The sequence below is a fragment of the Streptomyces polyasparticus genome, from assembly GCF_014493765.1.
In the GTDB taxonomy this organism is placed as follows: Bacteria; Actinomycetota; Actinomycetes; order Streptomycetales; family Streptomycetaceae; genus Streptomyces; species Streptomyces polyasparticus.
On the sequence record NZ_JACTVJ010000018.1, the window covers coordinates 142,666 to 157,085 of the forward strand.

General features: G+C 73.9%; 10 protein-coding genes. 4 read left to right on the plus strand and 6 right to left on the minus strand.

Translation table 11 applies throughout. The features are described 5' to 3' along the window. Positions 1-454: 454 nt before the first annotated feature. From H9Y04_RS32400 to H9Y04_RS32420, 5 genes are all read right to left on the minus strand, one after another. Positions 455-1,585, minus strand: a complete 1,131-nt coding sequence (locus H9Y04_RS32400; RefSeq protein ID WP_187817670.1) for a hypothetical protein — start codon at positions 1,583-1,585, stop codon at positions 455-457. 117 nt (positions 1,586-1,702) lie between these two features. Further along, positions 1,703-2,806 (minus strand): hypothetical protein, encoded by a 1,104-nt coding sequence (locus H9Y04_RS32405; protein ID WP_187817671.1) that lies wholly within the window; start codon positions 2,804-2,806, stop codon positions 1,703-1,705. Between the two features lie 157 nt (positions 2,807-2,963). Beyond that, positions 2,964-4,085, minus strand: coding sequence for a VWA domain-containing protein (locus H9Y04_RS32410; protein WP_187817778.1), 1,122 nt, complete (start codon positions 4,083-4,085; stop codon positions 2,964-2,966). A gap of 257 nt (positions 4,086-4,342) precedes the next feature. Continuing rightward, complete coding sequence (locus tag H9Y04_RS32415) at positions 4,343-6,817, minus strand: DUF5682 family protein (RefSeq protein ID WP_187817672.1); 2,475 nt, start codon at positions 6,815-6,817, stop codon at positions 4,343-4,345. Between the two features lie 167 nt (positions 6,818-6,984). Continuing rightward, positions 6,985-8,112, minus strand: a complete 1,128-nt coding sequence (locus H9Y04_RS32420; protein ID WP_187817673.1) for an ATP-binding protein — start codon at positions 8,110-8,112, stop codon at positions 6,985-6,987. 182 nt (positions 8,113-8,294) lie between these two features. Here H9Y04_RS32420 and H9Y04_RS32425 point away from each other — a divergent pair, with 182 nt between their 5' ends. Next, complete coding sequence (locus tag H9Y04_RS32425; RefSeq protein ID WP_187817674.1) at positions 8,295-9,701, plus strand: SWIM zinc finger family protein; 1,407 nt, start codon at positions 8,295-8,297, stop codon at positions 9,699-9,701. Between the two features lie 136 nt (positions 9,702-9,837). Beyond that, positions 9,838-11,445: a DUF5691 domain-containing protein gene (locus tag H9Y04_RS32430; protein WP_187817675.1), complete on the plus strand. Its 1,608-nt coding sequence runs from the start codon at positions 9,838-9,840 to the stop codon at positions 11,443-11,445. Between the two features lie 46 nt (positions 11,446-11,491). On the opposite strand, the gene icmB is transcribed toward H9Y04_RS32430, so the two are convergent. After that, a complete protein-coding gene (icmB, locus tag H9Y04_RS32435) occupies positions 11,492-11,902 on the minus strand; it encodes a coenzyme B12-dependent isobutyryl CoA mutase small subunit (protein ID WP_236071757.1) in 411 nt (136 codons plus the stop codon). 400 nt (positions 11,903-12,302) lie between these two features. On the opposite strand from icmB, the gene H9Y04_RS32440 reads away from it, so the two are divergent. Further along, entirely contained in the window at positions 12,303-13,163 is an 861-nt protein-coding gene (locus H9Y04_RS32440) for an esterase/lipase family protein (protein ID WP_187817677.1), read from the plus strand. A gap of 50 nt (positions 13,164-13,213) precedes the next feature. Next, positions 13,214-14,143 carry an aminoglycoside phosphotransferase family protein gene (locus H9Y04_RS32445; RefSeq protein WP_236071758.1) on the plus strand — a complete coding sequence of 310 codons (930 nt, stop codon included), beginning with the start codon at positions 13,214-13,216 and terminating at the stop codon, positions 14,141-14,143. The last annotated feature ends 277 nt before the right edge of the window (positions 14,144-14,420 follow it).

Genomic DNA, 14,420 nt, shown 5'->3' on the forward strand with positions numbered 1-14,420 from the left:
TGCATGTCTGCGTCTGCATGGGCGTGCCGCGAAGGGCAACGTGACGGCGCTGTCACTGAGGGAGGCGTGCACGGTGGCCGTGGACGCGGCATGTCCGTCTCGCAGGTTATCGCCGCGGGACGTTGGTCCCTAAATCGCAGATCACACTGTGGCGGTGATAACGGTCACAGACAGTGGGGGCGGGCTCGCCCCGGGCGGTCGCGGACCGGGCCGGCCCGTCGCGTCAGGGTCCCCACAGGGCGCGACGGGAACAGTGGCCCGGTCCGCTCCACGCGGGCGGCCGGTCTGGAGGACCGGTACCCGTCGATGGGGGCCGGCCGGTTGGTGTGGGCGGCCGGCCCCTGCTCGTGGACCGGCCGGCTCCGGTGCCGGTGCGGTCAGGTGTCCCGGCTGTGGTGCCGGTCGGCTCTGATACCGATCGGCGCGGACGCCTGTCGGATCAGGGCCGGTGGGCTCAGATGCCGGTCGCGAAGCCCGGGGTCACCGCGGAGGCCGTGCCCTGGACGCCGGACGCGGCGTTCTGGGCCAGCGGGCCGCCGTCCGTGCGCACCGTGTCCGTGAGGCCCTGCGCGAGCGGGGCGACGTCGGAGGTGATGCCGCGGGCCAGGCCGTCGACGTCGCCGCCGACGCCGGTGGCCAGACCCGTCGCCGCGGTGGCGACGTCCTGCACCAGGGGCTGGACCTCGGAGACGACGACGTCGGCCACGGGCCGTACGTCCTCGACGACACCGCCCGCGAAGGGCTGCACCTCCTCGGTGACGCCCTGGGCGAACGGCGTGACGTCCCCGCCCACGCCCTGCACCAGCGTCCCGGCGTCGGCGAGGGCCTGGCCGACGACCGGGAGCACCGAGTCGACGGCGGTCGCGGCGACGGGCGGCAGCACGGAGGCGCTGGTCTCGGCCACGATCGGGTTCGCCGCGGCGAGGGCGCCCTGCGCCTGGGCCGGGGCCTGCTCCAGGAGCGCCTGCGGCGCGAAGTCCGCGAGCGGTCCGAAGAGGTAGTCGATCTCGGCGTCGGGGGCGGGGAGTTGGGTGGGCAGCTCGGCCGCGGGGAGCTGCCCGGTGGGGAGGTCGGCCGCGGGGAGCTGGCCGGTGGGCAGCTCGGCCGCGGGGAGCTGGCCGGTGGGGAGGTCCGCCGCGGGGAGCTGGCCCGTCGGGAGGTCGGCAGTGGGGAGGTCCGCCGACGGGAGCTGGCCCGTCGGGAGGTCGGCCGAGGGGAGCCCGGACGCGGCGTCGTTGGCCTGGTCGACGGCGCCCTGGGCGCGGTCGGCGGCCCCCTTGAGGCCCTTGGCGTCGTCGGCGGCGGACTTCGCCTTGGCGGCGGTGGTGGCCGCGGCCGCCTTGGCCTTGCCCACGACCTGCTCGGCCCCGGCGCCGGACGCCTTGTCGCGGACCTGGTCGAGGGCGCCGGTGACGACGTCCGCGTCGGGCGTGCTGACCGGCGCGGTGGCCGGCAGCTCGGCGGCGCTCGCGTGGGCGGCACCGATACCGATCATGCCGGTGGCGCCGGCGGCGGTTATGACGAGAGAGCTGCGGAGCTTCCGCCCGTTGACGGACGCGGCGCTCTGCTTCTTGTGCTTGCTCATTACTGGGTCGGATCCTTCGAATTCGAGGGTACGAAGGGGCCGTTCACGGCTCCTTCGCGGCGGGCAGACCTGTCCCGCCCCCGCGCGGCAGGTCATCAGGCGGGGGAAAGGCCTGCCCTAGCCGGGGAATTCGAGGATGTCGCGGTGCCGGTCGCGGATCCGGTCGTACGCAGAGGAGGCGCCCTTGCCGCCGGAGAGCGGCACACCCAGGTGCCGGTCAGGGAGCGTGGCGTGCTGAGCGTCGCCGGGGCGCTGGGTGCCGGACTCGGCGGCGCTGTGGGCGCAGAGGCCCTGGGGCATGCCGGGCGCCGGAAGGTGCGTGGGTCCCGACGGGGCGTCGGGGTGCGGCAGTTGGGCCACGGGGTGTGCGGACGCGCCGGTGGCATGCCCGGTGGCACCGCCCGCGGGAGCGGGACGGCCCGTGGAGTCCCGGCCGGGCGTCTCGGCCTCGCCGACCGGAACGGACGCGGCCGACGGGTCCTGTCCCTTGTCATCCCCACGCTCACCCGGCACCGCGGGCAACGGGACATACGGCAGCTGCGGCTGCGGCAACCGCACCGGCTCGAGCAGCCCTGTCACGGCATCGGCGGTCCGTGCGACCCCGTCGGCCACGGGCTGCGTGAGCTGACGCACCGGCTCCTGCAGGGAACCGACGGCTTCCCGCACGGGGGCGGTGACTTCACGGACGGGCGCGGCGATGTTCCGTACGGGCTGCGCGGCTTCACGGACCGGCTCAGTGATCTCACCGACCGGCTTGGCGACTTCGCGGACCGGCCGCGTGACGTCGCCGACCGGTGCCGCAACGTCACGAGCAGGCACCGCGAGGTCCCGTACCGGCTCGGCCCCTTCCCGTACGGACGCTTCGCGAATCGGCTCGGTCGCCGATTCCCGCACCGGCCGCGTGGCCTCATGGCCCGGCTCCGTGACTTCGCCAACCGACTCCGTGACTTCACCGACCGGCCGCGTGGCCTCACGTATCGGCTCGGTGGTCTCGTCCCTCGGGTCCGCGGGCGTCTCTCCCAGCGGATCCGTGGCCGGTTCCTCCACCGAGGCGACCTGAGCCGCCGGGGCGATGGGCTCCGAAGCCTGGGCCCGTTCGCCGCAGAGCAGGCCGAGGACGAGGAACGCGCCGAGGAGCAGCACCAGTTGCAGCCCGCGCCGCACCGCCGTCGGGCGCACAAGGCACCGGACGGATGCGGGCAGCGTGGCCGCGTGGCTCAACAGGGCTCCATGACGTGGGGGGTTCGGTGGGGCGCCCGGATACGGCGTCGGCCGGAGCCGACGCACCGGCCGGGTGGGGTCCGTGGGGGCGGAACCGCTCACTCCAGCGCGCCCGCCGATCCTCGCACGCGACAACCGGTGTCGCGCAAGCCCCCTGTTACTGATGGGTCTCCTTGTCCGGTATGGGCAGAGGCCGCTTCTCGATCGCCGCCGCCATCACGTCGGGGAAGAGGTCGGGTGTGCAGGCGAAGGCGGGCGCGCCCAGGCCGGCGAGTGCGGCCGCGTGCTCACGGTCGTACGCGGGCGCGCCCTCGTCGGAGAGCGCGAGCAGCGTCACGAACTGCACACCCGAGGCCTTCATCGCGGCGACCCGCTTGAGCATCTCGTGGCGTATCCCGCCCTCGTAGAGGTCCGAGATGAGGACGACCACGGTGTCCGCGGGGCGGGTGATCTGCGACTGGCAGTAGGCGAGGGCGCGGTTGATGTCCGTGCCGCCGCCGAGCTGCGTGCCGAACAGCACGTCCACCGGATCGTCGAGCTGGTCGGTGAGGTCGACGACCGCCGTGTCGAACACGACCAGACGGGTGTTGAGGGAGCGCATCGACGCGAGCACGGCGCCGAACACCGAGGCGTAGACGACCGATGCGGCCATCGAACCCGACTGGTCGATGCAGAGGATGACCTCCTTCTTGACCGACTGCGCGGCCCGTCCGTAGCCGATCAGGCGCTCGGGCACGACGGTGCGGTGCTCGGGCAGGTAGTTCTTGAGGTTGGCCGCGATCGTGCGGTTCCAGTCGATGTCGTGGTGGCGCGGCCGGCTGATCCTCGCGCTGCGGTCGAGTGCGCCGGTGAGGGTGGCGCGGGTGCGGGTGGCCAGGCGCTTCTCCAGGTCCTCGACGACCTTGCGGACGACGGCCCGTGCGGTCTCCTTGGTGGTCTCGGGCATCGCCTTGTTCAGCGAGAGCAGCGTGCCGACGAGATGCACGTCCGGTTCGACGGCTTCGAGCATCTCCGGTTCCAGCAGCAGCGTGGACAGACCGAGCCGGTCGATGGCGTCGCGCTGCATGACCTGGACGACGGAGGACGGGAAGTACGTACGGATGTCCCCGAGCCAGCGGGCCACGGAGGGCGCCGATGCGCCGAGCCCCGCGGAACGGTCCCGGCTGCCGCCCGCCCCCGGCCGTTTCCCATAGAGGGATTCGAGCGCGGAGTCCATGGCGGCGTCGCGCCCGGTCAGTTCGCAGCCGGTGCCGTCGGCCTCCTGTCCGCCGAGGACCATGCGCCAGCGCCGCAGCCGCTCCTCGCCTCCGGAGCCGGTGGCGGGGGCGGGCGTGGTCGCGGCGGGGTCGGCCGGGGCGGGGGTGGTCGCGGCGGCCGGCGCGCCGGGTGCGGTCCGCGTGATGGGGTCGATGGGCGCGCCCGACGTCCCGAGGGCCCCCGACGTCCCAAGGGCGTCGGGCGTGCGCTGGGTGGCGGGCGTGCGCTGGGTGGCGGGCGTGCGCTGGGTGGCGGGCGTGCGCTGGGTGGCGGGCGTAGTCATCGGGCGGCCTCCGCAAGGGTGTTGTCAGGTGTGCGGTCGGGTGCGGGCCCGGGCGCGCCCCCGGGCAGGGCGGCGGATGCGTCCAGGCCCAGGAGCAGGTGGACGACGGGCAGCACGGCCGCCGCACGCTCCTCGTCCAAGGTGTCCGAGAACCCGGGCACGCCGACCCCGGCCGCCGCCGGCTGTGCGGCCGGGCCCCTGCGGACCAGCTCGCCGAGGGTGCGCCGTACGCCCGGTTCGTACGCGGAGAAAGTGCGGCGCAGCAGCGGCAGCACATCCGTGAACGCCGCGTCGGGCACGGAGGTGAGCCAGGCGTCGACCAGGCCGAGCAGCCGCTCGTCGTGGACAAGGAGCATGCCTCCGGAGCCGCCGCCGACGAAGCCGTCGATCCAGGCGGCCGCGTCGGCCGGCGGCGTGCCGGCGGACAGGGCGAGACCCATGAGCCGCCCCGCTTCGTCCTGATCCAACTCCCCTTCGTCCAGGAGCAGTCGGACCGCACGGCCGCGGATCACTCCGGGGACCGAGTCGCGGGAGCCGAGGGCGCCCAGGACCGTGTACCAGCGCGAACGTATGGCGCCGGTGCCGTCCGGGGCGGTGTCCGCAGGACGGCGTTCGTCGTCGAGCAGGCCGACCGCCGCGTGGACCGCGTCCACATGGGTGCGCATCTCGGCGGCTCCGTCCGCGTCGAGGCCGGCGCAGGCGGGGGCGAGGCCGACGAAGACCCGTTCGGCGAGACCCGCCGCGACCTCGGTGAGCGCGCCGGTGTCGGTGCCGCGTACGTCGCCGTAGCGCAGCGAGCGCACCAACGCGGGCAGGGCCTGGGCGAGATGGCCGACGTCGGCGTCGAGCGCCGCGCGGTCGGCGAGGACGCGCATCACCACCGGCAGCGCGTCGGGCAGCGCGGCCAGGAGGCAGCGCTCGGCGAGCGCCGTGACATCGGCGAGCGCGGTGGCACCCACCGCATCCGCCTCGGCCTTCGCGGTGGCGGCGCCGAGCACGGTGGTGCCCCAGATGCCGGCCTCGGCCACCCGCACCGCGAGCTCGGGCTCCCAGCGCAGCCGCCAGCTCTCGCGGAACGTGCCGGTGCTGCCGCGCGTCGCGGCCGCCGGCTCGCCCCAGCCGATGCCGAGCAGCCGCAGACGGTGCAGCAGCCGGCTGCGCTCGGCGTCGTTGGGCCGGCGCAGGTCGAGCTCCAACTCCCGTTCCAGCGCCTCGGGTTTGAGGCGCAGCGACTTCTGGATCCGGGTGAGGTCTCGCTGCAGCGGTACGGCGGGGGCGGCCGAGGGTACTTCGCCGAGGATGTCGCCCACGATGAGGCGGTCGTGGATGAGCGCGAGCGGGACGTCGGAGCCGTCGCAGAACACGGCACGGACGGCGTCGGTGGTCTCGGAGAGGCCGGGCAGCGGACGGCCGCGCATCACGGCGAGGGTCTCGGCGAGCCGTACGGCTTCGATGACATGGGCCGAGGAGACGAGGCGGTCCTCGTCGCGCAGGAGTCCCGCGACCTTGGTCAGCCAGCGCTCGACGGGACGGTCGGGGGCGGCGAAGAGATGCGCGTACCAGCCCGGTGAGTCGATGCCCGCGCCGTAACCGCTCGCACGGGCCAGGCGGCGGTGGGTCCAGGGCACCCAGGTCATGTCGACCTTGGCCTTGGGCAGGCCCTTGAGCAGGGCGCGGTCGGCGGTGGCGGTGGTCCTCTCGTGCAGCGCGGGCACATGCCAGGCACCGCAGACGACGGCGTAACGCTCCCCGAACTCCTTGGCCGCAGCGCGCATTTGGAGCCGCATGTACGCCTCGCGCACCAGGTCGCGGTCGTGGCCGCCCGCTCCGTACGTCTCCCGCAGCGCCCCCATCGCCTCGGCGAGCGCGGCGAAGGGCGCCAGTGCGTCGGCGCTCTGGCCGCGGTACTCGACGGCGTCCTCCCACCAGCGCTCGGGATCGTCGTAACCGGCGGCTTCGGCGAGGACGGCGATGGGGTCGACGCGCAGGTCCTCGGCGGGCTCGCCCTCGGAAGCGGCGTCCCCCTCGGAAGCAGCGCCCCCCTCGGAAGCGGCGTCCCCGTCGGGAGCGAGCTCGCCCTGGGAAGCGGCCTCCCCCTCCCCCTTCTCTTCCTTCTTCTCCTCCTCGGCCCGCAGCGCCAGCGAATGCGCCGCGGGCAGGTCGATGAAACGCACCGGAACCCCTTGCTCAAGGGCCCAGTTGACCGCCACCCACTCCGGCGAGAACTCGGCGAACGGCCAGAACGCCGAGCGCCCGGGTTCGTCCACCACATGCGCGAGCAGCGCGACCGGCGGCCGCATCTCCGCGTCGGCGGCCAGCGCCACCAGGCCGTCGGCCTCCGGCGGCCCCTCGATCAGCACGGCCCGCGGGCGCCGCGCATCGAGCGCCGCCCGCACGGCCCGGGCCGAGCCCGGTCCGTGATGGCGCACGCCGAGAATCCACGGCCCGCCCACGGCACCTGCCTCTTCCACCTCTACCTCTGCTTCAGCCCCTGCTCCTGACCCGGCCTCCGCGGGCGCCGCCTCGACCCCTGCACGCACAGCCCTCAACTCCCCTCCCCCGTCCGTCACATCAAGCCCCGCAGTCCCCCGTACGCATCCGCCGGCCGTCCCCCAGCCGCTCGCCCACCGCCGCTCCGTCACCCGCTCACTTCACGGCAGGCCCGGTAGAAGTCCTTCCAGCCGTCCCGCTCGCGCACGACCGCCTCCAGGTACTCCTTCCAGATCACCCGGTCCGCGGCCGGATCGCGGACGACCGCGCCGAGGATGCCCGCCGCGACATCGCCGGCCCGCAGCACGCCGTCGCCGAAGTGGGCCGCGAGCGCGAGGCCGCCGGTGACGACCGAGATCGCCTCGGCCGTGGAGAGCGTGCCGCTCGGGGATTTGACCTTGGTGCGGCCGTCGGCCGTGATGCCGTCGCGCAGCTCGCGGAAGACGGTGACGACGCGGCGGATCTCGTCGATGCCGTCGGGCCCCGGCGGCAGATCGAGCGAGCGGCCCAGCTGGTCGACGCGGCGCGCGACGATGTCGACCTCGGCCTCTACGCTCTCGGGCAGCGGAAGCACCACTGTGTTGAAACGGCGGCGCAGCGCGCTGGAGAGGTCATTGACCCCTCGGTCGCGGTCATTGGCGGTGGCGATCAGGTTGAACCCGCGGACGGCCTGCACCTCCTGCCCCAACTCCGGTACGGGCAGCGTCTTCTCCGACAGGATCGTGATCAGCGTGTCCTGTACGTCCGCGGGGATGCGCGTGAGCTCCTCGACGCGGGCCGTCATGCCCTGGGACATCGCCCGCATCACAGGGCTCGGCACCAGGGCGTCGCGGCTCGGGCCGTGGGCGAGCAGCTGCGCGTAGTTCCATCCGTAGCGAATGGCCTCTTCGGGTGTGCCCGCCGTGCCCTGCACGAGCAGGGTCGAGTCGCCGCTGACGGCGGCCGCGAGATGTTCGGACACCCAGGTCTTCGCGGTGCCCGGCACACCGAGCAGCAGGAGCGCGCGGTCGGTGGCCAGGGTGGTGACGGCGACCTCGACGATGCGCCGCGGTCCCACGTACTTCGGAGTGATCACGGTGCCGTCGGGCAGGGTGCCGCCGAGCAGATACGTGGCCACCGCCCACGGCGACAGGCGCCAGCGCTCCGGGCGCGGACGGTCGTCCGCGGCGGCGAGCGCGGCGAGCTCGTCCGCGAACGCGTCCTCCGCGTGCGGGCGGAGCACCTCTGCGGTCCCGCTGCCCAGGCCGCGTCCCAGCCCGTTTTCCAGCACGGTCATGGATCCCCCTCCAGCTCTCCGGGACGGCCGTCCCGAGCCGATCTCCGGCGTTGCATCCACCGTGCACCACGCCACTGACAATCGGCCCCGGCGGCGCCTCGCGGGCCGCGCCAACTGCCGTCCGCGAAGGGAGTATTCGCAGGTCGGAGCCGATTGTCAGTGGCGGGATCTACCTTCGGGGCATGACTCAGCAGGGGGTGCGCTGGACGGCTGATCAGGTGCTCGCACTGGCGCCTGACGCTGCGTCACGCAATGCCGGAAGCAAGCTCGGCGCGGCCGGTCCGTGGTCCGAGGCGGGCAGTTCGAAGGAGGGGGCGGTATGGGGGCTGTGCAAGGGCAGCGGCAGCAAGCCGTACCAGACGGTGGTGGACACGGCGGGGCCTGCGTACCAGTGCAGCTGCCCCAGCCGTAAGTTCCCCTGCAAGCACGCCCTTGGGCTGCTGCTTCTCTGGGCGGGCGACGGGGACGGGGGCGGCGGCTCGGCGATGCCGGAGGCCGAGGCCCCGGAGTGGGCGGAGCAGTGGCTGGCGGGGCGGCGCAAGCGGGAGCAGGCGAAGGCGGCGCCGGACAAAGGCGAGGGCAGGCCGGCCGACGAGGAGGCGGCGCGGCGGCGTGCCGAGCGGCGGGCCGAGCGGGTCACCGCGGGGGTGACCGAGCTCGAGCAGCGGCTCGCGGATCTGCTGCGCGGCGGCCTGGCTTCGGCGGAGCAGACGGGGCACGGGCTGGGCGAGGAGACCGCCCGGCGGATGGTCGACGCGCAGGCGCCCGGACTCGCTTCGCGCGTACAGGAGTTGGGGATGATCCCTGCGTCCGGTCCCGGCTGGCCGGTGCGGATGCTCGAGGAGTGCGCGCTGCTTCATCTGCTCGACCAGGCCTGGCTGCGCAGGGAGCAGCTGCCGCCCGGCCTCGCCGCCACGGTCCGGTCACGGATCGGCCTGCCCTCGTCCGCGGAGGGGCCGGCGCTGCGCGACCGGTGGGTGGTGCTCGCGCAGTACGACACGGCGGACGCACGGCTCACCACGCGGCGGATATGGCTGTACGGGCAGGAGTCGGGCCGCACCGCGCTGCTCCTCTCTTACGGGGCGGCAGGACGCGCACCCGAACTCGCGCTGCCCGTCGGCCTGGCGCTCGACGCCGAGCTGTCCGCGTATCCGGGCGGCGGGCACCGCCATGCGCTCGGTGAGCGCTTCGCCCCGGCGGCACCGGCCGAGGTGCGTCCGGACGGGGCGCCTGCGGACGGGGCGCCTGCGGGCGGGGTGCCTGCGGGCGGGGTGCGTCCGGGCGGAATGACCACGCACGAGGCGGCGGCCGCGTACGGGACGGCGCTGCGCGAGGACCCCTGGGCGGAGTCCTGGCCGGTCACGCTGCGGGACGTCATCCCGACCCCGGTCGGGGACGGGATGCAGCTCGCGGACGCCGACGGTGCGGGGGCGCTGCCGGTGGTGCCGGTCTCACGGCCCGGCCTGTGGCGGCTCGCCGCCGTCTCGGGCGGTGGCGGTGTGACGGTGTTCGGCGAGTGCGGCCACCGCGGGTTCACACCGCTCACGGTGTGGGCGGACGAGGCGGGGGGTGCGGTGTCGCTGTGTTGACGTACGGCGGGGGCGGCATGCGCGGACGAGGCAGGAAGCGTGGGCTCGCCGGCCTGACGCACTGCGGGGGCGACCTGGGTGGGCGCACCAGGCGCCACCGGGTCGCTGCGCTGATCAACTGCGAGGGAGGACCGGGGTGACCACACCATCCACGACGGCCGGCTGGGAAGAGCTCGTCACGAGCGCCCTGCTCGGCACCGACCGGCGCGGCGGCGTCTCGGCCGCGGCCGGCCGGAGCCGCAAGGACGCGGCCGCCGCACTGCTGGACGAGGCGGCGCTGCACACCGTGCGCCGCAGGGCGGGTCTGCGGCCCGGGCCTGCCGCCGCACCGCCCGGACCGGCGCAGCCCGACCCGCGTCCCGCGCTCCCGGCCGCGGCCCGCCGGCGGCTTGCCCTGCTGCTCTCGGACCGGCCCGGTGCGGGCAGCGGCGCGCGGCGCGGCAACACACCCGACCTCACCGAGCTGCTGCCGCAGTGGCTCGCCGCGGCGAACGAGCACGGTTACGCGGCCCCGCCCGAGCTGCTGCCCGCGCTGCTCGACGCGGCGCGCGGCCGGACCGATCTGCGCCCGCCCGCGCTGGGGTTCGCGGGGCCGCGGGCACTGTGGCTGGCCAGGCTCAACCCGGAGTGGAAGTTCGCGCTGCGCACCACACCGGGCGGCAGTGCGCTCCCCGCGCCGGACGACCACGAGGCGGTCCGGCAGCTGTGGGAGGAGGGCCTGTTCGCCGAGCGGGTCGCCCTGCTCGGTGCCGTACGGGCGCATGATGCCGAAGCCGCGCGGATCCTCCTCGAATCCACCTGGTCCACCGAACGGGCCGAGGACCGCCTGATGTTCCTCGACTCGCTGCGCACGGGCCTCGCGGACGCGGACGAGCCGTTTCTGGAGCGTGCGCTGAGCGACCGCAGCCGCAATGTCCGCACCACCGCGGCCGAGCTGCTCTCCGCACTGCCCGCCTCGGCGCTCGCGGGGCGGATGGCGCGGCGGGCCGCGACGAGCATCGCCCTGGACGCGCTGCGCACCGGGATCACGGTCGAGGCGCCGCACGAGTGCGATCCGGGGATGGAGCGCGACGGCGTGGTGGCCACACCGCCGCCGGGCCGGGGACAACGCGCCTGGTGGCTCAGCCAGTTGGTGGAGTCGGCGCCGCTCGCGACCTGGCCGCAGCGCCTGGGCGGGCGGTCGCCGGCCGAGATCGTGGCGCTGCCCGTGGCCGACGACTGGCAGACCGAGCTGCACGCGGCATGGTGCCGTGCGGCCGTACGGCAGCGGGACGCCGCGTGGGCGCGGGCGCTGCTCGGGGCGCCCGCGTCACCGGGGGCCGCGGGGCCCGGAGCGGTCTCGCTCGCGGAGCGCGCGAAGCTCCTGAGCACACTGCCGGAGGGCGAACGGGCCGGCTGGGTGGCCGGGTTCATCTCGGCGCACGGTCTCTCCGAGGCGTTCCAGCTGCTCGGGGTGTGTGCGGTGCCTTGGTCGGAGCCGCTCGGCGGTGCGGTGGTGGACGCGCTCAACATCGCGCGGGACGCCGGGAGTTACCCCTGGTCGTTCAGCGGGGTGATGGGCCTGGCCGAACGCTGCCTCGACCCGGCCGCGGCGGCCCGCCTCGAATCCCTCACCGCCACGCCGGACGAGAGGGAGGACGGGGCGCCGGGAGCGGGGGGTTACTGGGCGGAGGCGTTTCAGCGCCTTGTGGGGACGCTGAGGTTGCGGGCGGTGATGCGGGAGGAGTTGGCGGGGGCGGTGTGACCCCCGCCCGAAGCCCACGCGACCACAGGCCGGTCAAGCGGACCGGCTACGCGGACTGCGCGACGTTCCCCCGCACCCACTCCACAATCGCCCCGGTCGTCGCCCCCGGCGTGAAGATCTCCGCCACGCCCAGGGACTTCAGCGGGGGAATGTCCTCTTCCGGGATGATGCCGCCGCCGAAGACCTTGATGTCCTCGGCGTCGCGCTCCTTGAGGAGTTCGATGACCTTGGCGAACAACGTCATATGGGCGCCGGACAGGATGGACAGGCCGATCGCGTCGGCGTCCTCCTGGATGGCGGTGTCGACGATCTGCTCGGGCGTCTGGTGCAGGCCCGTGTAGATGACCTCCATACCGGCGTCGCGCAGCGCACGCGCGATCACCTTCGCCCCGCGGTCGTGGCCGTCGAGACCGGGCTTGGCGACCACCACGCGGATCGGACCGGTTGTCGCACCCATCGCTGCCTCCATGTCGAGCAAAGTCGTGCGGACCCCCCTGAAGTGTGCCCGGGGAGCGCCGGGAACCTCACAGCGAGGCCCCGGAAGAAGTGAACGAACGTTATCGCCACCATCCCGCAACCGGCAGTTTCACGGTCAGGACCGAGGGGGAAATCACACGTGGGACACGTTCGCCATGCGCGGCACCCGCAAGCAGCGGCCGAGCCGATTCGACCCGCATGCCGGGATCCGCGCACCGGGGAGCCGCAGGAGGTCGCCGCACCACCGCGCCGGCAGCCGCACGGTGTGGTGGTGCGGTGCGATCAGCGAGGTGTCAGTTCACGGCCGGCCGCCCGGGCGCCCCCATGTGGGCTCGCGGGGGACAGCGAAGTTCTCCGTGTGCCGTTTTGGAGGTCGGTTCATGGAGGCCGTGAGGCTTCTCAGGATCCTCAAGTCGTTACCCCTGTTCCTGCCCGCCTGGACCCAGCGCATCTGGACTCTGTCGTCGTCCACGCTGCTCAGGGCCACCGCGCTCGAACTCGCCATCCTCACCGGGCACGTACTGCTCTATCCCTCCGGGATCGCGCAGGAACGTCCCGCCCCACCGCCTCCCGATGACGACTCGCCCCGGCTGCCCGCCGGCACCCACGACCGCCCGGTCGTGCTCCTGCACGGGTTCATCGACAACCGCTCCGTCTTCGTGCTCCTTCGCCGCACCCTGGCCCGGCACGGCCGCCGCCATCTCACCTCGCTCAACTACTCGCCGCTGACCTGCGACATCCGCGCGGCGGCCCGGCTGCTCGGCGCCCATGTCGAGGAGTTGTGCGAACGCACCGGACAGCAGCAGGTGGACATCGTCGGGCACAGCCTCGGCGGGCTGATCGCGCGCTATTACGTGCAGTGCCAGGGCGGCGACGCCCGCGTGCGCACGCTCGTCACGCTCGGCACCCCGCACGGCGGCACCCGGGTCATCCCTGCGATGAACGCCCATCCGATCGTGCGCCAGATGCGCCCCGGCTCCGACGTGCTCGCCGAACTGGGCGGGCCCGCACCCGGATGCGACACCCGTTTCGTCAGCTTCTGGAGCGATCTGGACCATTTGATGGTGCCGCTGGAGACCGCCTGCATCGAGCATCCCGATCTGCTCGCGCACAACGTGCGGGTGAGCGGCATCGGGCATCTCGCGCTGCCCGTCCACCCCGCCGTCGCCTCCGGCATCCGGCAGGCCATCGACGACGACGGCGCCGCGATCAACGCCGCGGACTCGGCGTCCGTGGCCTGACCGGCCACAAATCGGTTGACCCCCGAGGGCCAGCCGAGTTCGATGCCCCGATGACCGCCTCGAAGCCGCGCAAGATGCACGCCGACCAGGCAGAGATCGACGACACGCTCGTACGGCGGCTCGTGGACGGACAGTTCCCGCAGTGGGCCGGACTGCCGCTGGAGCACCTGGACTCACCGGGGACGGTCAACGCGCTCTACCGGCTCGGCGAGGACATGGTCGTACGGCTGCCGCTGTGCGCCGGGTCCGACGACGAGGTGGAGAACGAGTTCGCCTGGCTGGCGAAGCTCGGCGGAGAGCTCCCGTTCCCGATCCCCGCGCCGCTCGCCAAGGGCGTACCCGCCGAGGGATACGAGTGGCTCTGGTCAGTGCACCGGTGGCTGGACGGCACCAACCCGGCGCCCGGTGCGCTCGCCCGGCCGCGCGAACTGGCCGCGGATCTGGCCCGGTTCATCACCGCCCTGCGCCGTATCGACACCACCGGCGCGCCCCGCTGCGGCCGGGGCGGTCCGCTCGCGCCCCGCGACGCGGCCACCCGCAAGGCGCTCGGGCAGCTCGCCGGCGTGATCGACACCGAGGCCGCGGCCGCCGTCTGGCAGCAGGCACTCGACGCCCCGGTGTACGACGGCCCCGACCGGTGGATGCACGGCGATCTGCAGCCCGGCAATCTCCTGGTCCACGCCGCGGGGCCCGACTCCGGACGGCTCGCCGCCGTCATCGACTTCGGCCTGGTCGGCATCGGCGACCCGACCGTCGACCTGATCACCGCCTGGTACGTGCTGCCCGCCGAGGCGCGCCCGGAGTTCCGCGCCGCCGTCGGGGCCGACGAGGCGAGTTGGGTACGGGGCCGGGGTCTGGCCCTGTCGATCGCGCTCCTGGAGCTCGCGTACTACCGCGAGACGAATCCACGGATGGCGACGACGGCGCGGCGGGTGATCGGCGAGGTCCTGGCCGACGCCGCGGCGCCGCCCACCGCCTGAGCCACGCATCGGCACAGGCATCACACGACTTCCCCACCGTCCGAGCCACGCCGTTCACCTCACGGACCTCGGCATGCCTCAGCACCCCTCAGAGAGCCACCCTGAGCCCAAAATTTCTCGAACAAGCTTCGAACGCAAGGCCAAAGCTGTGCCCACAGTCCGCCGAAAGGCGGCCGAATGCCCGTTTCCCCCGCCAGTGAAACCAGCCGAAGATTGTCGGCGTCGCACACTGCCGGGTACAGTCACCGCACTGCTCCGCCCCCTTGTTGTCGAGGCG